Source organism: Chitinophaga polysaccharea (genome assembly GCF_902150045.1).
Lineage (GTDB): Bacteria > Bacteroidota > Bacteroidia > Chitinophagales > Chitinophagaceae > Chitinophaga > Chitinophaga polysaccharea_A.
The window spans coordinates 1-24471 of record NZ_CABFVU010000003.1 but is presented as its reverse complement, the minus strand read 5'-3'; the positions used below and the strand labels follow the sequence as shown (position 1 = coordinate 24471).

Below are 24471 nucleotides of genomic sequence, written 5' to 3'. Positions count from 1 at the left end.
CGATATTCTATTTTCCATGGGGACGCTGAAATATTTTTTATCTCCTTCGGAGATATTTCCTGGCATATTTCTCAACCTGTAGTTGGTTCTTAAAGCATCTCTCATTCCCTCCGGGCCAGTGGACATCAGTGTTTCTATAGCCCGGGCGCTATGCACCCCTCCTTTTGTTTTGATGCCCCCATGATTTACATACTAAATGGTTACCACTATACGCTGTCCGTTTGCCACATTCGCCTCCCACAATTCCGCGATGTGATGGATATCCATCTCCACGGTTTTAACGGTCAGCCTTCCTTCGGCAGCCAGCATAAACATCTCCGGTAAAATACCTGTAAGCAGTTCTTTTACCTGGCCTTTCGTCCATGCGCCCAACCCCGAGCCGCTGAGCTGTATATTCAAGCTCCTCAGGATGGCGGAAGATAATTGTATGAGATCGCCGGACATACTTCCTACGGAAACGAAGCGGATGAAATTGGTCCATGCGCCATCTCCTTTCAGGCAGGAGAGGATCATCTCCGCTGAATGTCCCCATAAATAATCAATTACAATATCCACCGGTGTGGCCTTATGACTTTGTTTCAATGCAGTGGTAAATGCTTCGTCGTGCTGCTCAAGGGAAATTATTTCGTCTGCGCCGAGTAACAACAACTCTTCTAACGCCGACTGGTTCCTTCCTGTTACGATTATTTTTTTTGCGCCATAATATTTGGCTATCTGCACCGCTACACGGCCTGTAAAGCCTGTTGCGCCGTTGATCAGCACTACATCTCCCGGCTGAATCCCTGCTTTGAACTTCAATGCCATTGCCGCGCCGAAAACAGCATTGGGTAATGCAGCGGCTACAGCATCGCTCAATCCATCCGGCACTTTTACGATACGGTCTTTTTCCACCACTGCTTTCTCCGCCAGCATACCGTCTGCACCCACCGCGTATACCCTGGCGCCGTTATCCAGCAGGCATACTCCATCGCCGCCAATGATACGGCCGTTCTCCTGTGGTGCACTCGCGGAGTAATGCTTTCCTGTGGCCCGCCCTTTGTCGAAATGTTTGATCGCTACGGCTTTTACGGTGACCAGTATTTCGTTATCGTTCTGTATTGTTGGCTCCGGCATATCCACGTACTGTGGTATTTCGCTATGCCGGTACATTACTGCTGCTTTCATGCGTTAGCTTTTAAGTGTTGTAATTTGTGATAAATGAAGTAAGAAGAGAATAATAAGGCCGGCGACGGGCGCAGGGAATTGCCCGCGGCCGGGTGTGCAATGAAACAAACCAAGGGTAATCCGGTAAATTGTTCTTTGTAATTTCATTTGCCCTGTATTTTTAACAAGGCAAAATTAGCAGCCATAAATTTCACCGGCGATAACATATGTTATCAAGTTTCAGAAGTGCGGCTTTCCTTTGGCGATCTTACTTTTGATCCGGCTCAGGTGCACTTTTGTAACACCCAGGTAAGAGGCGATATAGTGCTGGGGGACCCGGCGGATAATATGCGGCCGCTGCGCGAGGAGGTTTTTATAACGTTGTTCAGGGGAATCGCGTATAAATGAAACCAGCTCGCCAACATAATGGGTTTGCCGCATTATGAACATCTGCATCATCATTTTAGGAAAGTCGGGCTGCTTTGACAGCTCTTCGATCAGCTGGTTCACATACATCTTTGGAAGCAGGTACACCACCGAAGGCTCGATGGTTTCAATGGTAAAAAAACTGGGGGTATTATTGATAAAGCTTTCAAGTGAGCTTAATCCTTCATTCTCAAAAAAGAATTGTATGGTTTTATCTATCCCGTTATTATTAAAGAACAGCCGGACACAGCCTTTTTCTATGAAGATATAGTTTTGGGATACCTTTCCTTCTTCCAGCAATACTGATTTTGCCGGAAGCTCCAGGCGGGTCTGGAATTCCAGGTATTTGTCCCAGAAGACGCTCAGCTGCGGGAATTTTGATTTAAAGTGAAAGATCATTTGGGTGGTTTGGGGATAAAGTTACTTCAAAACAGATCATCAGCCTACAATCGCTATTAATTAATAATCAACCAATTACTTCCCTGGTTGTTATATAGTACAAGAGAGACCATCGTTCCGGACGGTCTCTCTTGTGGTATGGGAGATCAGTTACTTATCGCATACTTCACAGATACTTAGGACTCGCCTATGTGTAGTACTCACCATACAGTTACCATACACTTACTATACACTTATCATACAGTCGTAACGCACTAATGATGCTTCCAATGCTTAGTGCATGCACTCAGGACCCCAGATAATCCTGATTTTACTTTATATGAGAACTTTTTAGTCCTGAAATTGGCTTACCTACACAACACCTCCTGCTCAGGAAACCTGTATTCTCTTTGGTGAAACACAATTGCTATTACTTCTCCTCCCAGTTATCCGTTCTGAAAGGCAGTGCCGGAAATCCTTTTCCATTTTCCAGGTTGGTGACCGGGTAGTTAAAGAAAGCATACCTCACTGCCACCGGGTGTTTTACTCTGGCGGCGTGAAGCACCACTGTTTCCCCGGAAATGGCGGCAGTGGCGGGATAAAATCGCTGGTCGCTACCTGCCAGCATAAAAAAGGCCGGGGGCTGCCCGTTATTCGTTTTTAAGCCACCTGCCAGGCTCTGGGGATCGAAGTGCACCACTGCTTTGGCTTTTTCAAAGGTTACATGATGAAAGGCCGGGCCCTGGTAGTCGATCTGCAGCCGGCCATAAGCACGGTTCAGGGCTGTACTGGCCAACCTGTGCCCGATGGGCTTTTTATTCTTCGGATGCAGGTCTTTCGCTTCGCCTACATCCATGGTTACTACCATGGCCGTATTATTCAGCGTGGCAACTTTTTCCTGTGCCTCCCGGAAGAAGGCGTCGAATGCGAGTCCGGGGTTTTCCTTATCATGGAAGAACGGCGCTATCTGCACGTAATAAAAAGGTAGTTCCCCCTGCGCAAATTGCCTTCTCCAGCTTTTTATCAGCGTTTGGGTAAGATGGGTATAGCTGTTCCGCTCCATGTGGTTGGCTTCCCCCTGGTACCAGCAAAAACCGCGTACAGACAAATGCCTGAATGGATGGATCATGGCGTTGTATAACAGGTATGGGCGCATCACTTTTTCAAAGGTAAATCCTGCGTTGATCTTTTCGGCCGACTTTGGGCTCCGGAGATAAGGTTGCAGGTATACCGAGTCCAGCAGCGGATCTGAAGCGAGTACATCGCGGGGCACATATGCCTGCGCGCCGGAAGCTCCTATACCGGTAAATATGATGCCAACCGGCACCTGCAATTTTTCAAAAAGCTCTTTGCCGAAATAATAGGCCACCGCGCTGAATTCCTTTACTGCTGCGGGACTACAGACTTTCCATCTCCCGCTAACAGTATCAACAGGCTCATTACTGAAATTTAACCCGGTATTAAATAAACGGATGTTGGGCAATGCTGCCAGCGGGATCTCCTGCTCATGGTTCAATTCTTCCTTCATAGCGAACTGCATGTTACTCTGCCCGCTGCATAACCAAACTTCACCGATCAGGAGATGATCCAGTACGAGGCTGGTTCCCCCGCTGCTGACAGTAAGCCGGTAACTGCTGAAATCACCTGGTTTCACGGCAGGAACATCCAGTATTGCCATGAAATGCTGGCTGCTGTCTGCTTTTACCTGTATGGTGCGGTTATTCCAGCTACCGGTAACCGACACGATGCTGCCTGCATTGACCCGGCCCCATACTTTAAAAGGTTTGTTCTGCTGGATCACCATATCATCCTGCAACAGGCTGGCCAGCTGAAGTGGCTGGTACTGTGCCACCGCAACGCGGCACAGTACCAGCAGGAGGTAACATAAAATACTATATCTTTTTATACGCATGATTTCTCTTCTTAAAAACAAAAAGGATCAATATCCCTGATTCTGTTTGAGCAGCCCGTTACTGAGTTGTATTTCACGCAGGGGAATGGGCAGATGATTATTTGTGCCTTCCACATAGCCGGGCAAAGTAGCTGCGGCCCTGCCTGTTCTTACCAGTTCATTGAAGCGCAGGTGCTCGCCCAGGGCAGATTCCACGCGCATCTCATGATAAATATTATCAAGAGTAATAGTAGAGAGATCCGGCAGTACCGTCATATCCGTATTTCCTCCACTTTTACGGGCCCGCTGCCGTACCAGGTTCACCAGCTCCAGGGCCCTGGCCTTATTCCCGTTATGAAAGGCTGCTTCCGCCGTCCACAGCATTACAACAGCCAAACGGAAGATCCGCTCATTGGTAGGGCCATCGGCAACGCTGCCACCCGCATTGAAAGGAATCTCATTTGGCGGCAGCCAGTAACGTTTATTATAGTATCCTGTCTGACTGGAAGTAGTATTGGCAATAGTACCATCCGGCAGTACATCGTTGTTGGCAATCACCGTGGCTTTCAGCCTGGGATCGCCCCGCTCATAGGTTTTCACCAGGCCTGGCGATGGCACTACAAAACCATAGCCCCATGTGTTTCTTGCATTAATCCAGAGATTGATGTTGGAGCCCACTCCCTTACCGGGGATATTTGCCATATTGATTTCAAAAATGGAACCTGTTCCGAATTCACCTGCGGTAGTAAATATTTTTGCATAATCAGGGGCCAGGGAATACTCTCCTGAATTTATAATTTCTTCCCCGAGCCGTTGGGCATCGGTCCACTTTTTCTGCCACATATATACGTACATCAGCAAAGCTTTTGCAGCACCGGAGGTGGCTTTACCGTTTTTATCAGCAGCCAGCTCCGATTGCTTTGGTAGCACCTGCATGGCGCTGTCGGCATCCTTTTCAATCTGTGCCCATACCTGTGCTTCCGGCACCTGTGGCTGGTTATATTCACCTGTTGCCAGCGGCATCGTAACAAGCGGCACATTGCCAAACAGCTGCACCAGTTGCAGGTAAAAATATGCACGCCAGAAGCGCGCCTGCGCCAGGATATTTTCTTTATCCGCTGCGTTCATCGCGATAGCCGGTACTTTATCCAGCACTACATTGGCAAGGTATACGCCATGATAATTATATTGCCATGCATCCTGTACATAGCTGTTGTCCGGCTTGGCGGTAAACAGTTTCAGCTGCTGTATTTCGGCTACATCGGAAGCGCCTCCTCCCCCTTTCTCCGCATCATCGGACATTACATCGCCTACCACGATACGGGTTTCCAATGCGAAAAAGTTTTGCGGCCTGGCAGCTGCATATACCGCATTCACCGCTGCTTCGGCATCTGCTGCTGTTTTGTAATAAGTAGCTGTGGAAAGATGTGCGGTAGGATCTTCTTCCAAAAATTTGGAACATCCTGCAAGACCTGCTGTTGTAATGATCAGTAACAATAAATATTTCATACCAGTAGTCATTATAAAGTGAGATTGATACCCGCCATGATAGTTTTGGGTTGTGGGTAATTCACCTGGTCCTGGCCCAGGTTGAGGGTGCCGGCATTTCCACCGAAGGTGATGCCTATTTCAGGATCGTAGCCATCGTAATGGGTAAACGTTATCAGGTTTTGCCCGGTTAAATACACGCGCATACCACTGAGATGCCAGCGTTCCATTAATTTATCCGGTAAATTATACCCGAGGGTGATATTGCGCAGCCTCAAATAAGCGCCGTTTGTAAGGTAATAGCTGGATGCCCTGGAATTAAAGTTGCGGTCGTTGGCGGTAAGCCTGGGGATAGTAGTGCTGGTGCCTTCCCCATGCCATCTGCCCAGGGTTTCCTGTTCCATATTATAGTTGGAAATAAAGAAACCGTTGGTGTTGTATTTGTAAGACTGATAAATTTTGTTGCCGCTCACACCAAAGAATGCCAGGTTCAGATCAAAGCCTTTGTAGTTGGCGCCTACATTAAATCCATACTGGATATTGGGAATAGGCGAGCCCAGGAAGGTTTGATCAAGATCATTAATTACCTTATCATTATTCAGGTCTTTAAAGCGGATATCTCCAGGCACTGCATTGGGCTGAGCAGCATGATTGCTGATCTCTGCCTGGTTCTGAAAAATACCGTCGAACACATACCCGTAGAACTCCGCCACGCGGTGACCGGCCCTGGTCATATTCGGGCTGTTGAATATTTGCGCGCCTTCATTTTCCAGGCTCAGCACTTCGTTATGCAGGGTAGATAAATTAGCGCCTATATTGATGCGCAGGTCTTTGTTAAAGTGGTGGCTGTAATCCAGCTGGAATTCGAAGCCCGAGTTAGCCATTGCTGCTACGTTCGTAAGCGGGCCGGTAGAGAAGCCGCTTTCAAACAGGATAGGGATACGCAGCAGCATGTTGTTAGTTTTCTTGTTGTAGTAGTCGATAGTTCCTGTGAGGCCTTCAAATACTTTAAAGTCGAGTCCCAGGTCCCATTGGCGCACTTGTTCCCATTTCAGGTTGGGGTTACCCAATCCGGCCGGTTCCGCGGTGAGGAAAGCGCCGTTACCGAATGCGTAGTTATAGTTATTAATGGTAGATGAAAAATCGTAGTATCCTGCACTGGATTGATTACCTACGATACCCCAGCTGGCCCGGAGCATCAGCGCGCTGAGCTGGCCCTTGTTGCTCAGGAAATTCTCCTTACCCAGCGCCCATCCCACCGAGGCGGAGGGAAAATTACCATACTTATTATTTGCGCCGAATTTAGAAGATCCGTCGCGCCGGATAGTAGCAGTGAGGAAGTACTTCTGTTTGTAGTTGTAATTCAATCTTCCTAAATAAGATAACAAACTCCAGCGAACAAGCGTACCACCTACTGTTGGATTGGATGTACCGGCATCGAGGTATTGCAGGTAGGAATCGTTCCCTGGCTGTCCCTGGTTGCTGCCCCTGATAAATTCGTAACTATACTGCTGTGCAGAGATCCCTGCCAGTACTTTCAGTTCATGATCTTCTGCGATGGTTGTTTCATAGGTAGCGGTATTGTCCCATGTCCAGCTCAGGCCTGTTGCCTTTGTTTGGGAAAGACTGGTGATGGGATTATTCTGCGCTGCCGATACATAGTAGGTAGGCGTAAAAGCCTTATCGTCTGAAAAGCTGATATCGATACCCAGGTTGGATTTAAGTGTAAGCCCTTTAACGGGTTTCAGCTGCAGGTAAGTGCTTCCCACCACCGACCAGGTATTCAACGGATGATTCATAGAGATGTACTCAATGCTTGCCAATGGGTTCATGATATCAGAGAACCTTGAAGGCACATAGTTCCCCTGTTCATTTTTCAGCGGCACCGTAGGATCCATGCTGATGGCCGAGAGCAGGTCTACCCGGCTGGTAGCGCCTTCACCCACCAGGTATTGCTTACTTTTGGCGATGGACAGGTTCTCTCCTGCTTCAATATATTTATTGGGCTTAAAAGTAGTGTTCAGTGAGAAGCTGCTTCTTTTATACGAAGACCCGATGATGATGCCGTCCTGATCGAAATAATTTCCACTGAGGCGATAGGTGAGCTTATCGCTGCCGCCTGCAAAAGCCAGGTTGTAGCTTTGCACGGGAGCCGACCGGAACATGGCATCCTGCCAGTCGGTGTTTATGGTATATTGCGATGGATTTGTCCATGGTGAAGTTTGGCCTGCATTTTTAAATGCTTCTGAATTCAGCATGATAAAGTCCTGCCCGTTCAGCATGTCCAGTTTCTTTCTCACCTGCTGTACGCCGGCATAAGCATCTACATAAATATGCGATGCATTCCTGTTGCCTTTTTTCGTTTCAATCAACACCACGCCATTTGCGCCTCTTGATCCATAAATTGCCTGGGAGGAAGCATCTTTTAATATTTGAACAGATGCGATGCTGGATGGATCAATAGCATTGATGCCGTTGGCCGTAAGCGGAACGCCGTCCACCACATAAAGCACATCTGAATTATTGATAGAGGTAAGTCCGCGTACCCTTACCGTTGCATTTTTCCCGGGAGAGCCGGAATTCTGCGTTATTTGTATTCCGGCAGATTTTCCCTGCAGTGATTGCTGCAAGCTTGCTGCTGCCTGGTCTTTCAGGTCGTTTTCATTCACCGATGAAATGGCTCCTGTAACTTCTCCTTTCTTCTGGGTACCGTAACCTACTACTACAACGCTTTCCAGGCTGGTAGACTGACTCTGCAAAACGATCTCTATTTCCCGGCGGCCATTCACTGGCACTTCCTGGCGGCCGTAGCCGATAAAAGAAACTACCAGTATATCTGTAGCAGCGGCGGAGATGCTGTAACTACCATCTACCGCCGTTTTCACTCCTTTAGTGGGCGTACTTTTTATAGAAACCGAAGCACCAGGCAGCGGTTTATTTTCCGGGTCCAGTACATGCCCTGTGATCAGCGTATCCACCACTGCTGCTTTTGCAGACAGCATAGCAAAAAATACAAGTACAAAAAGGATGATACCACTTTTACTTCTGCGCTGTGGTTTCCGTGCGCGGAAGGTGTCGTCAAGATTAGTAAAACACATACGTGTGCCATATTTGAGTTAGGTAATCAGCACGCTGCCTGTTCGAACGTGGATCAGGGCAGGCAGCCTGCATTTCAGCTTCATAACCGGGATAGGTATTGTCTTTACGAGGCACACAGCTCCGCTTATGTAAAAGCGTCCTTTTACAAATCAGCCGGGTTGTATGCTACAGGGGACAAGGTGCTATCTCTGTTACAATGACACCTGAAAATGAGGATACCGCCATTGGGGGGGAAGATTTTGCCGGTGGCCATTTTCCGGCTAGATAAAAATGCGGTGGCTTTTGCAGGTGGTGATCAATGATGGGGTGCGGCAATGTTGCCAGGGAATGCTGAAGATGTAGGAGTACTTCAAGATCTTCTCTATAATAGTTTATTTTTCCCTGTTTTGGAGACGAGGTACCATTTGCATTTCTCTTTTGTGATCAATACCAGAAATGGTTGCCCTGAAATATCATTGTACGTAAACTTCTGTATAACTCCACTGGTGGTGTTTGCCAATATTAATGAGTCGCCTGTCACTTTCCAGGTTCCGCGGGAAAAATCATTACCCACGAACATATGATAGAAATTTGGCTTCTCAAATACTAAGGTTTGATAAATTTTCAAACTATTATCTGCCAATATTTCAAATCGTGTAGGCTGATTGGGGCAATCTGTCATGATACAAAACCAGGTACCGATAAACTTTTCGTATCCTTTCTGAGAAAATGCAGTTGTACTTGTAGTCAACAAAAAGGTCAACACCAACCAATTTGAACAGGCTTTTAAAATGCTCATCTTACATACTTTTAGGATATGCAATTCTTTAGACATTAATTTATCTTGCTTTTCTTCTTAAGAATGCGTGATATAGGTTCAATATCAAATTTAATAATTTACGTAATAATTCAACTTCGGAAGCTGAATGCCAGAAAAGATAATGTCCCTGTAATAATCAATAACTTTCTCAATATATTTCAGCTTTGGTTTGTCTTCATTAGAATATACGGGCATCATTTAACAAAACAGCTTCTTCCCTGTTTTAAACCTTTCTATTTGTTTCAAGGTCAAACAAAAAGGAAAAACCATAAATATATGAAAGCGATAGGAAAATTTTGTTTGGCCGGCCTTATCATCACATTCTTAACCTCGACCACTACATATGCCCAGGTTAGTTTAAGCGTGGGCATCTCCGTACATAGTGCACCTCCTCCATTACCCGTTTATACCCAACCGCCATGCCCGGCAGATGGATATATCTGGACACCAGGCTACTGGGCCTATGGCCCTAACGGCTATTACTGGGTACCGGGCGTGTGGGTACGGCCACCACAGGTGGGCTTTTTGTGGACGCCTGCCTATTGGGGCTTCGAAGGAGGTGTATACGGCTTTCATCCCGGTTACTGGGGCCCGCATATCGGGTTCTACGGAGGCATCAACTACGGATATGGTTATAGCGGCTCCGGATACGTGGGCGGCAGATGGAGTGGCGGCAGATTCCAATATAACTCCGCTGTTAATAATGTGAACACCACCATTGTCCATAACACCTACATTAACAACAACGTGATTAATAACACCAGGGTAACTAACCGCAGCAGTTTTAACGGCGCCGGTGGCGTTAATGCACGACCTAACCAACAGGAATTATTAGCCATGCACGAACATCATCAGCAGGCAACAGCCATGCAAACCAGCCATCAGCAGATGATGAGCAGAGACAGGAATCAGCTGGCGGTAGTGAATCATGGCAGACCTGTTGCAGTGCAACACGCGGGTAACAATGGAGCCGGGCATGCAGACAGGTCTTCTGCTCAACAGGCACACCGGCTAGTGGCTGTACAGCAAAATGTTCATCACGATAGCCGGCCAGCTTTTCAGAGCAGGCCGCACGGGAATGGTGGTTTTGGCGGACATGGAGAGATGCAGCGGAGAGGGTATTCCGAAGGCCGTGCCGGAGGGCATAGAAGAGGGTGATGGAAGTGGCGCGAAAAGCAGAGTTTATTCTTAGTGTTTTTAAGTGTATACTTCAGGAGAACTTTGCTGGTAGACTTCATTGCTGCTTTTATCGGGAATGTTAAAACTAAACAAACTTAGAGCGACTGCGCTTGCCTCGGGCCCAACATTAATTGTTGGTTATGCAGATCATTTATCTTATTTTGATCAGCTTTATGATACGGTTTTTATCTCGGTAATTCAACTTAATAAAATAGGCCCCATCAGGTTGATTTGTTAAGTCAAATGCCTGATTAGTACTCCTGTTTGTATTATTATTGAAAGGTTGGGAGATGATAAGCTTTCCTAATGAGTTATAGATGCTTACTTGCAGTAAGTCATCTTGATTCTGATTAAATGTCAAAATGACTGGACCATTTGTAGGATTAGGGCTTACATTGACTCCCGGATCTTGCATAAATGTATTGTTTTCTTTATCAGCAACGCTGACGTTATCAATATAAATGTTGTTTTGTAAGTTTGAAATATTTCTAAAACGTAAATAGAACTTTGATCCGCGTACAACATTTGTAAGATCTACCGTATCTCTACGCCAATCGGCGGGAGTTGGAATAAAAGGAGTTGATAGTACTGCTGCATGAGTTATTAGTTGGCGGCCCCATTTCGTGTATACAACTTCTTCGGCAGTTGTTCCTTCTCTGATAACCAATATTTTTAAGGTATCCCACTTTTGGCTTCCAGCAGATAGAGCATAGGTCGCAGCGGCTGCTACGTCAAATGTTAGTAACACTGAGGCGGCTCCCATTGGATTTATTACTGGTGTTATCAGATCGTCAATTTGTCCGTAAGTCTGATAATCGTAGTTGTTTACCATCGCTGATGCGCTGCTACGGTTTCCAATACTAAAATTACGTTCCCATGTGTAGTATTGGTCCGGGTTATAGATATCCCAACCCGCGGGAGGGAAACTACTATTCTCGAACTCTTCGGTAAAAGGAATATTTATTTCTGCATCGTAATGAAAATGATTACTTAGAGAATCATTTGTGGGATCACTATCAGGAACACCATTTGGTAACTGTGTATAGACTTTCAGGTCATACGTGCCAATTTTAACTGTGGTAACTGGCATATTTACAGTTATTTGCTGTGCGCTGGAAAGATTGCCCCTCCATTGTTGAGAAATTGGCGGTCCACCATTCAATGTATAGGTGATATATGCGCTGGTTAGTGGGGCGGGACCATTATTGCGTAATATTATGACAGGTTGAACAAGACTATTGTATATTTTGCCGGACGGTGAAGAAATGGATACTAAAGCAATATCGTTGTTGAGAGGAGTGAGAGGCATACATCCTTTCGATGTTAAAAGTCCCGGGATAACCGATTCAAGGACAAACCGCATTCTGTCAACCTGAAGAGTCGTAAATAGGCACATGCATGCGTCATCGGTATAGTCCATATAGTTCATAAACATAATACCTGGTGGGTTGGGACTGCAGCTGTCAAGCTTAGGAAAGTCAGGGCAACCAAAAGTATAATTGCTTTCCAGCGGAGTATCATCAATACCGTCATCTTCAATACAACCGCCATCATCATCTGCCCAGGTATGTCTTAACCCAAAGTAGTGACCAATTTCATGCGTGGTTGTTCTGCCAAGGTTATAGGGACCTTTTACACTGCCTGTTGTTCCAAAAGCGGTATATTGAATCACTACCCCTTCTTCTTCTGTCGGGTAACCGTTGCCAGGAGGAGTAGCCAGACCAATAACATTATTGGACATACTGGTCACCCATATATTGAGATAGCTTTTTGAATCCCAGGCAGTAGACCCTCCTTTGTCGTCATCCTTCAGGTCATTTCCGTATATGTCAAACCTTTTGCCAGCTTCTGTTTTTATTCGAAGTATGCCATTAGTAGCCTTGTTGTCGGGAGTTCTTTGTGCCAGACAGAATTTTATCTGTGCATTTCCGATGATTGATTTCCACACGTTGGGAACTTGGGTAGTATCAGTATTGGTTGCGCAAAAGTCACGGTTAAGAACTTCCAGTTGTGATATTATCTGTTCATCAGTAACAATATTGGGGCTATCCAATACTACATGAACGACAACAGGAATAGTAACAAGAGAGCGGTCTTCAGGCGCTATTGAGCTAAATTTATGCAGGCGTTGACCTATAAGTATTCTATTTTCATTATCGATGAGTAGCTGTTTCAGATAGGGGTGATTTTTTATTCTTTGTTGTAACGCACCATAAGTACCACATTTACGCTGAGCTGCCGTTGGAACACAGAAAGACACAAGTATCAGGAAGATAATTAATGGGCGCATGGAAAGTAGATTTATTGTAATAAAGTTGATGTCCAACTGATTATTCTGAAATGCCCATATTATTTAGGATAAGTGAAATGAAGTAAATTGGGCCATATAATAATAGCTTTTTGGGTGTAATTATTTATTAAACCAGTTTAATTAATTGAAGAGTATAGAAGACGTTCGACACTATAATATAAACTGTGCAAACATATTGACGTTTTGACTAAAGTTTTCCACTCAAAGCCCTCGTATTTACGTTTTAATGGAGGCTTTGAGTGGACTTTTTTATTAGATACCTTTTAAAAGCAATTTAAAACAGCTTAGCAGCTGGACAGAGGGTCCTGGCATTTACATATTATTTGGTTGCGCATGAAAAGACCTATGAAGTGTATCTTTTACATTAACATTATGTGTATCAAATAATAGACTATCACCACGATTCCCATAATTCGCTCTTAACACATAATCAGTATCACTTTCCAGCATCATTTCTATCCTTCTTGAGGGAGGTTCTATTGAATAACACCATCCAATGTTTCGGGTCTTATTAAAAAGATATATGCAGACTATTTTTGGCGTATAGATATCTAACACTAAAGGAATACGTAAAGATGGAAGGGGAATTGGGGGCATAGAAACATGAGGCATAGAAAAACGATAAATGTCATCATCTCCTTTTCCTCCCTTCCGGTTAGAAGAAAGATAGCCATTTCCCTCTGCATCATGCACCATAAAAAAGTCATCTGCACTGGAATTAAATGGTGCCTTCAAATTAACCGGGGCAGACCAATGATCTTTGTCGCCATAGCTAACAAAAAGATCATAACCCCCTAACCCTGGATGACCTTTACTTGAAAAATGTAATTTTCCTTCATGATCTACCACTGGAAATGCTTCATCTTCAGTGGTATTTATTGCTGGCCCACAATTTCGGGGTATACCCCATGTATTGTCAGGCTGTTTCTCACAATACCATATGTCAATTCCTCCTATTCCACCAGCTCTGTCGGACGCAAAATAGAGGATATTTTCATCCGGGCTGAGATAAGCATGCCCCGTAGAACATTCCATTGAATTATATACAAATGGAATAGGAGTCTGCCATTTATTTTCCTTTTTCATAAAAATCTGCAATTCAAGCTTATGATTACCTAATCCAGACCCATCAGGTTTCAAAGAGCGGGCAATACCTGACCTTGTTACAGTAACGTAAGCCGTATTTCTATCTTTCGAAAAACAAACCGGCCCAATATGATAAGGATAGTTGTTAATTATACCGGAAAAGTCTCTCGTATAACCAAAATCCTTTGATCCTTTATCCATCATATATAATTTCAGGAAAGGTGTTTTGGTACGCCCATAGGTTTTCCCGGAATTTTTAATATCCAACCTGTTTCCGCGTAAACTATCTGATACAAATACAATCTGGTTTCCATACTGTATGGCTCCCCAGTCTGATTTACCCGAATTTATGCTTTTAATATTCACAAGCTTTACATCATTATATCCAGATAGCCAATTCTCCAAAGAATCGTACACTGCCAGACGCATCGTTACTTTGTCATTCCGATTTTTTGCCGAATACTGTTTGTATTGTTCCCTCGCCTTTTCAAAATCCCCCATACTTTTTAACATATCTCCATAAAAAAGCCGGTCATCTGCAGCCGCATCAGTATGTTGAAGGGCTTCTTCGTACCAACGCGCAGAAAGTTCATACCTATTAATTTCTCTATAACATGCAGCTAGTCTTTCCATCATCTTTACAGATCGTTTCTCCGGTGCATATTTTTTTAAAATTTTTTCATAAAGCCCTGCAGCAATAGCATAATTGTACCGTAAAAAATGTGAATCAGCTTCTTTTACCAAAGAAGGTTGCTCCTGTCCATAAGACAGAGACGTGATCAACAAACAAAATATCAGTGGCTTCATTTTTATTAAGCTTATTCTTAAATAATGTTCTATCATTTTTGCATATTATTTTAGAAATATCGGGGACTCGTTATCCGCGATTTATTCTTATTGCTATTAAAAAGATATCCTACAGATATTTCATGCGACCCTCGTTGCTGACCGGCCATCTTATTAAGGGAAAGATCATAGGAATATCCGATACGTAATTTGGAGTTAGTATAAAATTCCACGATAACACTAGCTGCATCCAATTGACTTAAATCAGGACTAAGCGCGGTCTTACCCCAAAAAGGCACACCTGTACGATAAGAGCCTCCTATCCAGAGTTTTTCAGAAATAAGCAAAAAGGCATTTAAATCCATATTGGTTGGTCCTTTAAAGTCCTCTTTAATCATAATAGATGGCCTTAGTTTTAACTCTTCAGAAAGATTGACCAAATATCCGGCAGACAAATAAAAATGCTGTGTTTTTCGAATTGTTTGATAATTATACCCCCCCAGGCTATAACGAGTATCATCTGTATACAAAGACAGTAAATCCATTATTGAAACACCCACATAAAATGAAGGGGTATAATAATAGATGCCAAAGCGTACATCAGGTATTATTTTAGATACCTTTTCAACTGGAATAGCCAAATCCTGATCATCCACATATTTGAGGCTTCCTCCGTCTATCGAATATTGAGTGATTCCTCCTCCTATTCCCAGGCATAAGCGTTTAGTATCATTTTGATCCAATGGAATCCTATAAGCATAAGAGCCATAGGCAGACAGTGATTCCTGAGGGCCTAACCTATCAAACATTAACTGTGCTCCTAATCCTACCCTATTTTCGTTAGCATTTGTAAGTCCATCTATAGAAATACCACCTGTTCTCGGTGCTCCGGGGAATCCTGCCCATTGATGTCTGTAAATTCCATTTAGATACCAGTCACCTTTGTACCCTGCATAAGCCGGATTTACACTTAAACCATTAAATACATACTGGCTAAATTGTATATTCTGCTGTGCAAGGATATTTCCAGAAAAAAAACTGGTTATAAGCAATACGATAAATAACAATTGCATTATTCTATTCCTCATAATTTTCATTTTTAATAAAACAAAACAGTATTATCTCAATAATTCAATCCATCCTTTATAGGTCCTAATTCCATCCGGCGTTTTAAGTTGCAGGAGGTAATAATAAGTGCCTTCGTTCAATCCTCTTCCATCCCACTCATTATTATAAGATTTAGAATTATATACCTCATTTCCCCATCTGTTATAAATTATCAATCCTGAACCGGGATAACGGTCGATGCCAACAATTGTGAACTTATCATTTTTACCATCTCCGTTAGGGGTAAATACGTTTGGAATAAAGAACTTATACTCAACAAAAGGCACTGTTGATACTGCTACCGTTTGTTCAGGAACACGGAATCTCAATTGATCTGGTGGTACCATGCCTGGTGGTAATTTCACTGATACCTTATTGACTACATTCTTTCCTGTAAAGTCTGCATCCATCCTACCGATAATAGTTAAAGTAATAGTAGTTCCTGGTGTAAAATAAACGTTCGTCCAGCTACCGGTATTTATGTCATACTGACCTTGATCCACCTTATAACCATCCAAAATATAACCTGCGGGTAGTGATTCGATAACCTCAAAGATCTCGGTAGGCTCGATATTCGCCGGACCATTGTTCGTGACCTTTATAGTATAGTTCAAAGGTTTTCCTGCAATTGCTGTTTCTTCTGAGGCAGTTTTTGTTACACTTAACGCAGCAGTGCGTACAACCGGCACCGTTACCTCTGAAATTGTTGGCGGCAGCGGTGGTTGTCCGGGGCCTGGTGGAGGTGGCGATGCTATATTGAGTGGCAGTGTAACAGTTGCTTTATTAGTTAGGTTTGTTCCTCTGTATTCTGCGGCCACCTTACCAGTGATCATCAGTGTTACTGTTGCACCAGCTGGAAGAAACGCATTTGTCCAGCTACCATTTGATATGTTGTAGTTACCTTGGTCAACCTTATAACTTTCCACTACAAAACCCATCGGAATAGATTCTGTTACCTTAAAGACATCTTCGGATGTAATATTAGCAGGGCCATAGTTAGTTACCCGGATCGTATAGTTCAAAGGACTGCCTGCTGTAGCGGTATCCTGGGAAGCCGTTTTAACAATGCCCAGTGCCGCTACGCGGGTTACCGGTACTTTCACCTCTGAGCCGGTAGGAGGAGATACCTTATCAGGATCTGCTGGTGGAGGCAGGATACCGGGCGGCGGTATCACACTTACCTTGTTGATCAGCTCCATGCCACTATAGGCCGCATCTACCTTACCGTTGAGTGTTAACGTCACCGTTGCTCCGGCTGGAAGATCGGCTCCCGTCCAGTCGCCTGTTTTAAGATCATAGCTACCCCGGTCGGCTTTATAACTTTCAACGATGTAGCCTGCCGGCAGCGTCTCTACTACTTTGAATGTTTCTTTGGCTGATATGTTCCCCGGGCCATGGTTGGTTACCTTTATGATGTAGTTCAGCGGATTGCCTGCTGTAGCCTTTTCCTGGGAAGCTGTTTTAACAATGCCAAGTGCGGCTACGCGGGTTACCGGTACTTTCACCTCTGAGCCGGTAGGGGGAGATACCTTATCAGGATCTGCTGGTGGAGGCAGGATACCAGGCGGCGGTATCACACTTACCTTGTTGATCAGCTCCACGCCACTATAGGCTGCATCTACCTTACCGTTGAGTGTTAACGTCACCGTTGCTCCGGCTGGAAGGTCGGCTCCCGTCCAGTCGCCTGTTTTAAGATCATAGCTGCCCCGGTCGGCTTTATAACTTTCAACGATGTAGCCTGCCGGCAGCGTCTCTACTACTTTGAATGTCTCTTTGGCTGATATGTTCCCCGGGCCATAGTTGGTTACCTTTATGATGTAGTTCAGCGGATTGCCTGCTGTAGCCTTTTCCTGGGAAGCTGTTTTAACAATGCCCAGTGCCGCTACGCGGGTTACCGGTACTTTCACCTCTGAGCCGGTAGGAGGAGATACCTTATCAGGATCTGCTGGTGGAGGCAGGATACCGGGCGGCGGTATCACACTTACCTTGTTGATCAGCTCCATGCCACTATAGGCCGCATCTACCTTACCGTTGAGTGTTAACGTCACCGTTGCTCCGGCTGGAAGATCGGCTCCCGTCCAGTCGCCTGTTTTAAGATCATAGCTACCCCGGTCGGCTTTATAACTTTCAACGATGTAGCCTGCCGGCAGCGTCTCTACTACTTTGAATGTTTCTTTGGCTGATATGTTCCCCGGGCCATGGTTGGTTACCTTTATGATGTAGTTCAGCGGATTGCCTGCTGTAGCCTTTTCCTGGGAAGCTGTTTTAACAATGCCAAGTGCGGCTACGCGGGTTACCGGTACTTTCACCTCTGAGCCGGTAGGGGGAGATACCTTATCAGGATCTGCTGGTGGAGGCAGGATACCAGGCGGCGGTATCACACTTACCTTGTTGATCAGCTCCACGCCACTATAGGCTGCATCTACCTTACCGTTGAGTGTTAACGTCACCGTTGCTCCGGCTGGAAGGTCGGCTCCCGTCCAGTCGCCTGTTTTAAGATCATAGCTGCCCCGGTCGGCTTTATAACTTTCAACGATGTAGCCTGCCGGCAGCGTCTCTACTACTTTGAATGTCTCTTTGGCTGATATGTTCCCCGGGCCATAGTTGGTTACCTTTATGATGTAGTTCAGCGGATTGCCTGCTGTAGCCTTTTCCTGGGAAGCTGTTTTAACAATGCCCAGTGCCGCTACGCGGGTTACCGGTACTTTCACCTCTGAGCCGGTAGGAGGAGATACCTTATCAGGATCTGCTGGTGGAGGCAGGATACCGGGCGGCGGTATCACACTTACCTTGTTGATCAGCTCCATGCCACTATAGGCCGCATCTACCTTACCGTTGAGTGTTAACGTCACCGTTGCTCCGGCTGGAAGATCGGCTCCCGTCCAGTCGCCTGTTTTAAGATCATAGCTACCCCGGTCGGCTTTATAACTTTCAACGATGTAGCCTGCCGGCAGCGTCTCTACTACTTTGAATGTTTCTTTGGCTGATATGTTCCCCGGGCCATGGTTGGTTACCTTTATGATGTAGTTCAGCGGATTGCCTGCTGTAGCCTTTTCCTGGGAAGCTGTTTTAACAATGCCAAGTGCGGCTACGCGGGTTACCGGTACTTTCACCTCTGAGCCGGTAGGGGGAGATACCTTATCAGGATCTGCTGGTGGAGGCAGGATACCAGGCGGCGGTATCACACTTACCTTGTTGATCAGCTCCACGCCACTATAGGCTGCATCTACCTTACCGTTGAGTGTTAACGTCACCGTTGCTCCGGCTGGAAGGTCGGCTCCCGTCCAGTCGCCTGTTTTAAGATCATAGCTGCCCCGGTCGGCTTTATAACTTTCAACGATGTAGCCTGCCGGCAGCGTCTCTACTACTTTGAATGTCTCTTTGGCTGATATGTTCCCCGGGCCATAGTTGGTTACCTTTATGATGTAGTTCAGCGGATTGCCTGCTGTAGCCTTTTCCTGGGAAGCTGTTTTAACAATGCCCAGTGCCGCTACGCGGGTTACCGGTACTTTCACCTCTGAGCCGGTAGGAGGAGATACCTTATCAGGATCTGCTGGTGGAGGCAGGATACCGGGCGGCGGTATCACACTTACCTTGTTGATCAGCTCCATGCCACTATAGGCCGCATCTACCTTACCGTTGAGTGTTAACGTCACCGTTGCTCCGGCTGGAAGATCGGCTCCCGTCCAGTCGCCTGTTTTAAGATCATAGCTACCCCGGTCGGCTTTATAACTTTCAACGATGTAGCCTGCCGGCAGCGTCTCTACTACTTTGAATGTTTCTTTGGCTGATATGTTCCCCGGGCCATGGTTGGTTACCTTTATGATGTAGTTCAGCGGATTGCCTGCTGTAGCCTTTTCCTGGGAAGCTGTTTTAACAATGCCAAGTGCGGCTACGCGGGTTACCGGTACTTTCACCTCTGAGCCGGTAGGGGGAGATACCTTATCAGGATCTGCTGGTGGAGGCAGGATACCAGGCGGCGGTATCACACTTACCTTGTTGATCAGCTCCACGCCACTATAGGCTGCATCTACCTTACCGTTGAGTGTTAACGTCACCGTTGCTCCGGCTGGAAGGTCGGCTCCCGTCCAGTCGCCTGTTTTAAGATCATAGCTGCCCCGGTCGGCTTTATAACTTTCAACGATGTAGCCTGCCGGCAGCGTCTCTACTACTTTGAATGTCTCTTTGGCTGATATGTTCCCCGGGCCATAGTTGGTTACCTTTATGATGTAGTTCAGCGGATTGCCTGCTGTAGCCTTTTCCTGGGAAGCTGTTTTAACAATGCCCAGTGCCGCTACGCGGGTTACCGGTACTTTCACCTCTGAGCCGGTAGGAGGAGATACCTTATCAGGATCTGCTGGTGGAGGCAGGATACCGGGCGGCGGTATCACACTTACCTTGTTGATCAGCTCCATGCCACTATAGGCCGCATCTACCTTACCGTTGAGTGTTAACGTCACCGTTGCTCCGGCTGGAAGATCGGCTCCCGTCCAGTCGCCTGTTTTAAGATCATAGCTACCCCGGTCGGCTTTATAACTTTCAACGATGTAGCCTGCCGGCAGCGTCTCTACTACTTTGAATGTTTCTTTGGCTGATATGTTCCCCGGGCCATGGTTGGTTACCTTTATGATGTAGTTCAGCGGATTGCCTGCTGTAGCCTTTTCCTGGGAAGCTGTTTTAACAATGCCAAGTGCGGCTACGCGGGTTACCGGTACTTTCACCTCTGAGCCGGTAGGGGGAGATACCTTATCAGGATCTGCTGGTGGAGGCAGGATACCAGGCGGCGGTATCACACTTACCTTGTTGATCAGCTCCACGCCACTATAGGCTGCATCTACCTTACCGTTGAGTGTTAACGTCACCGTTGCTCCGGCTGGAAGGTCGGCTCCCGTCCAGTCGCCTGTTTTAAGATCATAGCTGCCCCGGTCGGCTTTATAACTTTCAACGATGTAGCCTGCCGGCAGCGTCTCTACTACTTTGAATGTCTCTTTGGCTGATATGTTCCCCGGGCCATAGTTGGTTACCTTTATGATGTAGTTCAGCGGATTGCCTGCTGTAGCCTTTTCCTGGGAAGCTGTTTTAACAATGCCCAGTGCCGCTACGCGGGTTACCGGTACTTTCACCTCTGAGCCGGTAGGAGGAGATACCTTATCAGGATCTGCTGGTGGAGGCAGGATACCGGGCGGCGGTATCACACTTACCTTGTTGATCAGCTCCATGCCACTATAGGCCGCATCTACCTTACCGTTGAGTGTTAACGTCACCGTTGCTCCGGCTGGAAGATCGGCTCCCGTCCAGTCGCCTGTTTTAAGATCATAGCTACCCCGGTCGGCTTTATAACTTTCAACGATGTAGCCTGCCGGCAGCGTCTCTACTACTTTGAATGTTTCTTTGGCTGATATGTTCCCCGGGCCATGGTTGGTTACCTTTATGATGTAGTTCAGCGGATTGCCTGCTGTAGCCTTTTCCTGGGAAGCTGTTTTAACAATGCCCAGTGCCGCTACGCGGGTTACCGGTACTTTCACCTCTGAGCCGGTAGGAGGAGATACCTTATCAGGATCTGCTGGTGGAGGCAGGATACCGGGCGGCGGTATCACACTTACCTTGTTGATCAGCTCCATGCCACTATAGGCTGCATCTACCTTACCGTTGAGCGTTAACGTCACCGTTGCTCCGGCTGGAAGATCGGCTCCCGTCCAGTCACCTGTTTTAAGATCATAGCTGCCCTGGTCGGCTTTATAACTTTCAACGATGTAGCCTGCCGGCAGCGTCTCTACTACTTTGAATGTTTCTTTGGCTGATATGTTCCCCGGGCCATGGTTGGTTACCTTTATGATGTAGTTCAGCGGACTGCCTGCTGTAGCCTTTTCCTGGGAAGCTGTTTTAACAATGCCAAGATGAGCTGTAACTATGTCATATTTCAGCGTAATGCTATCTTTTGCCATACAGCTTCCATTTGTAACAGACCAAACGACCACCGCATTTGTATTTGGCTGGAGAGTAATGCTTGTGTTGGGAGATAATAAATCCTTAATAACTGCATTACTGCCATCGGGCAATATCCATTTCCCTATTCCTGGTCCCGGATCATTTGCCTTTAACATGAACACACCCAAATTACCGTTTGATTGTATCGGAGTTTCTATAGAAGCTTTAACCGGCTTACTATCTACCGATACAGTTGTCTCTTTTATATTGTTACATCTAAGCCCTTTACACTCTGCTTCCGGATCCGTTGGTGCTACAGGGTCACTATTTGTAGCATCGGGGTCGTTGACATCTGCCGGCCGTAAAATGCTTGCCTTAAGAGGAAGGTTTCCATTGGGAGGGCCTTCTTTCACTTTTCCAGAAATAGTAAAGCTAAATACGTCCTGATTCGCCATATTCAGCGAAGCCGTAAAGTCCGTAGGGTTTAGATTTATATCAAATATTGCGGAATTATCACCTGGCTTTGGCAGGGTGGATGGGTCGACTTCAAACTCAGTTGGAATACTAATTTTAAGTTTTGCCCCTCTTATATTGCTGGGCCCATTGTTCCTAACTACAACCTTAAATGTAATAGGAGTTCCCACACAAACTTTTTTAGCAGAAGGTTCAATACTTACAATTTCCAAATCTGCCTGTTGTAGAATCATTGGCACTTTACTAATCAGGGGATTACCGAAGACATAGGTCCAGGAGTCCAATCCCTTCTCATTACCAAATCCTCTATCCTCGAAAGTTGGGCGGCCCCACTTATGGCCATTCTCCAAACTGCTTACACCTTCAGTATTAATCTGTGGGGAACTTGGAATCGAACTTCCTTCACTATTAATCGGCGAATCATCCCAATAAATTGTACTCTCCGGACTTTTATCGCCATTGATACGGGTAATTTTAATTCCATTAGGATTATTCTCAACATCAATTAATGGAAAATGCACTTCTCCTCCGAACAAAGTAATTTTCACCACTCCAGGCGAAGCAACAACTGTCGGAGATACAGGTTTACCCAAGCCATCCAGGCCATCCCAGCTAATTGAATTTTCCCCTTCAATCGCGCTCCCCTTTAATTTTCTATCAATCTTGTCGGTATAAATTCCATTCTTATCAATATCTATTGCTATTTCATAAGAGCCGCTTATATTAGCCACAAACTTGATAAAACTTGTCAATGGCCAAGTGCCGGCACTCTCCTTTGTTCCTTCAACGCCTTCAAATTTAAAATCAGCAGCCTTGGGAGCCATTGGTTTAACTAATATCCATGTTTGAGAACCACCCGGTGTTTTTGCCAAAGCAGGGAGATCTGCCGCCGGCGCATTAAGGAAAAGCTTATGTGTTGTATTAGTCGCATCATCCGGTTTTGTCGGATCATGTACATTCAACGCTCTGATGTCTGTTACGCTTAAGTAAGATGGGGCGCCTGTTTTAGTATTAATAAATCCTTTATTGTTTACAAAAAAAACGAATCCCTTCCCCATAAACCCATTAGCGTCTACAGTATATTGATATCCATCTTTTGTTAACACATAAAACAGCGCATTAAATCCACCATTACCTGTATATCCACAAAAAAGGTTTAAATATACCCTTCCTGTCAAAAACCTGCTATCATTAACGTCCCGTACTGTTACATCAAAAGCGGCTATGTATGGAGATCTAGTATCTTGATCCGTGTTCCATTTCCATTCTTTATCGGCCGAAATAGTACCCAAATTATTAGCCCCTGGAGATGAGCCAATCATAGGTGATACAAAATCAATTTCCCAGATACCTTCCTGTTCTGAATTCACAGTAACTATGTACGGATTATACTTCGTCTTGTCTGGACCATTGGTTTGATTATTTGGGCCGTTCATTTCCTGCGTTCGGTTTTCAATACGCCCAATTATGGATTTGTTACCTGTTCCACTATTTCCAGTAGAACCATCAGGGGCCCGCCAAACAATAGTCCCACTACCCAGTCCCTGTGCGCTCGATCCCATATAAATTTTCTCCCCGGCTTTAGCATACACTTTGACTGTTCCAGAATATCTGAATGGATATGATTTGGTGTCAAGACTCGGACCACTTGCCAGAAATGCTCTGGTTCCACCACGGGACATCAGGTCTTTACTACCTTCGGCGTTAACACGTAACGACAAAAATACCAATATTACAGAGAGAACAAGGAGTTGAATACTTTTAAGCATATAAGTTTTCATTTGGATATTAAGTCTTGTCGAGTTTACAGAACACAAGGGTATATACATCGATACTAACGATGCAAAATTGACGATTCAATTTTTGAGAGACCAGCGAAGGATTTTGATTAATACATTAAACTTAATGCCACTACTTCTAAATATTGTATATTAGACAATTCACTCAGGGTCACTGAAAATCATTAAAAACAGAAGAAGATTAGGAATGCAAAATATTTAATGCTCGATTTTGGAAATGCTGTATTTAAATTATTAAATGGTGTCAAATGAGGAATTCCAATCTAACGGATAATAACCATCGGATCGAGCAATTAATATGCTCAAAAAACTGTTTCCAGTCTATGTACATTAGGATTTTATCGGGCTACCAACTTTAAAATACATTAATAGGCTATCACAACAATCAACGGGATTAAAACATCAACTAAGCATTAATTAACTATAATATGGGCCGAAATTATTTTGTTTTATTTTAAAATCCATTAAACTTGTTTAATAAATAGTTCGGTATCTTTAAAACGACCATAGAGTCGACATTAAGGCATCTGGATCATAATTGTTTTACTTATTGCAACTTAGCGCCAGACCTATTAAT

Annotated in this window: 11 protein-coding genes; 1 reads left to right on the top strand and 10 read right to left on the bottom strand. The window is 45.2% G+C overall.

Annotated features, from left to right (window positions below; genetic code table 11):
- Positions 1–192: 192 nt before the first annotated feature.
- The 6 genes from FN124_RS20560 to FN124_RS20535 all read right to left on the bottom strand — a co-directional run bounded on the left by FN124_RS20560 (position 193) and on the right by FN124_RS20535 (position 9203).
- A complete protein-coding gene (locus FN124_RS20560) occupies positions 193–1164 on the bottom strand; it encodes a quinone oxidoreductase family protein (RefSeq protein WP_142686673.1) in 972 nt (323 codons plus the stop codon).
- Positions 1165–1383: 219 nt separating this feature from the next.
- A complete protein-coding gene (locus tag FN124_RS20555) occupies positions 1384–1968 on the bottom strand; it encodes a Crp/Fnr family transcriptional regulator (protein WP_142686672.1) in 585 nt (194 codons plus the stop codon).
- A gap of 409 nt (positions 1969–2377) precedes the next feature.
- Positions 2378–3859, bottom strand: a complete 1482-nt coding sequence (locus tag FN124_RS20550; protein WP_142686671.1) for a sialate O-acetylesterase — start codon at positions 3857–3859, stop codon at positions 2378–2380.
- A 27-nt stretch (positions 3860–3886) separates the two neighbouring features.
- On the bottom strand, positions 3887–5347 hold the full coding sequence (locus FN124_RS20545; RefSeq protein ID WP_185937291.1) for a RagB/SusD family nutrient uptake outer membrane protein: 1461 nt from the start codon (positions 5345–5347) through the stop codon (positions 3887–3889).
- Positions 5348–5358: 11 nt separating this feature from the next.
- Complete coding sequence (locus tag FN124_RS20540) at positions 5359–8424, bottom strand: SusC/RagA family TonB-linked outer membrane protein (RefSeq protein ID WP_142686669.1); 3066 nt, start codon at positions 8422–8424, stop codon at positions 5359–5361.
- Between the two features lie 362 nt (positions 8425–8786).
- Positions 8787–9203 carry a hypothetical protein gene (locus tag FN124_RS20535; protein ID WP_142686668.1) on the bottom strand — a complete coding sequence of 139 codons (417 nt, stop codon included), beginning with the start codon at positions 9201–9203 and terminating at the stop codon, positions 8787–8789.
- 297 nt (positions 9204–9500) lie between these two features.
- On the opposite strand from FN124_RS20535, the gene FN124_RS20530 reads away from it, so the two are divergent.
- Complete coding sequence (locus FN124_RS20530; RefSeq protein ID WP_142686667.1) at positions 9501–10382, top strand: YXWGXW repeat-containing protein; 882 nt, start codon at positions 9501–9503, stop codon at positions 10380–10382.
- Between the two features lie 172 nt (positions 10383–10554).
- On the opposite strand, the gene FN124_RS20525 is transcribed toward FN124_RS20530, so the two are convergent.
- The 4 genes from FN124_RS20525 to FN124_RS20510 form a co-directional block, all read right to left on the bottom strand.
- Positions 10555–12693: a M43 family zinc metalloprotease gene (locus FN124_RS20525; RefSeq protein ID WP_142686666.1), complete on the bottom strand. Its 2139-nt coding sequence runs from the start codon at positions 12691–12693 to the stop codon at positions 10555–10557.
- Between the two features lie 333 nt (positions 12694–13026).
- Positions 13027–14643: a tetratricopeptide repeat protein gene (locus FN124_RS20520; protein WP_142686665.1), complete on the bottom strand. Its 1617-nt coding sequence runs from the start codon at positions 14641–14643 to the stop codon at positions 13027–13029.
- 14 nt (positions 14644–14657) lie between these two features.
- Positions 14658–15674, bottom strand: a complete 1017-nt coding sequence (locus FN124_RS20515) for a PorP/SprF family type IX secretion system membrane protein (protein ID WP_185937290.1) — start codon at positions 15672–15674, stop codon at positions 14658–14660.
- Positions 15675–15704: 30 nt separating this feature from the next.
- Entirely contained in the window at positions 15705–21638 is a 5934-nt protein-coding gene (locus FN124_RS20510; protein ID WP_185937289.1) for a T9SS type B sorting domain-containing protein, read from the bottom strand.
- Positions 21639–24471 lie beyond the last annotated feature (2833 nt).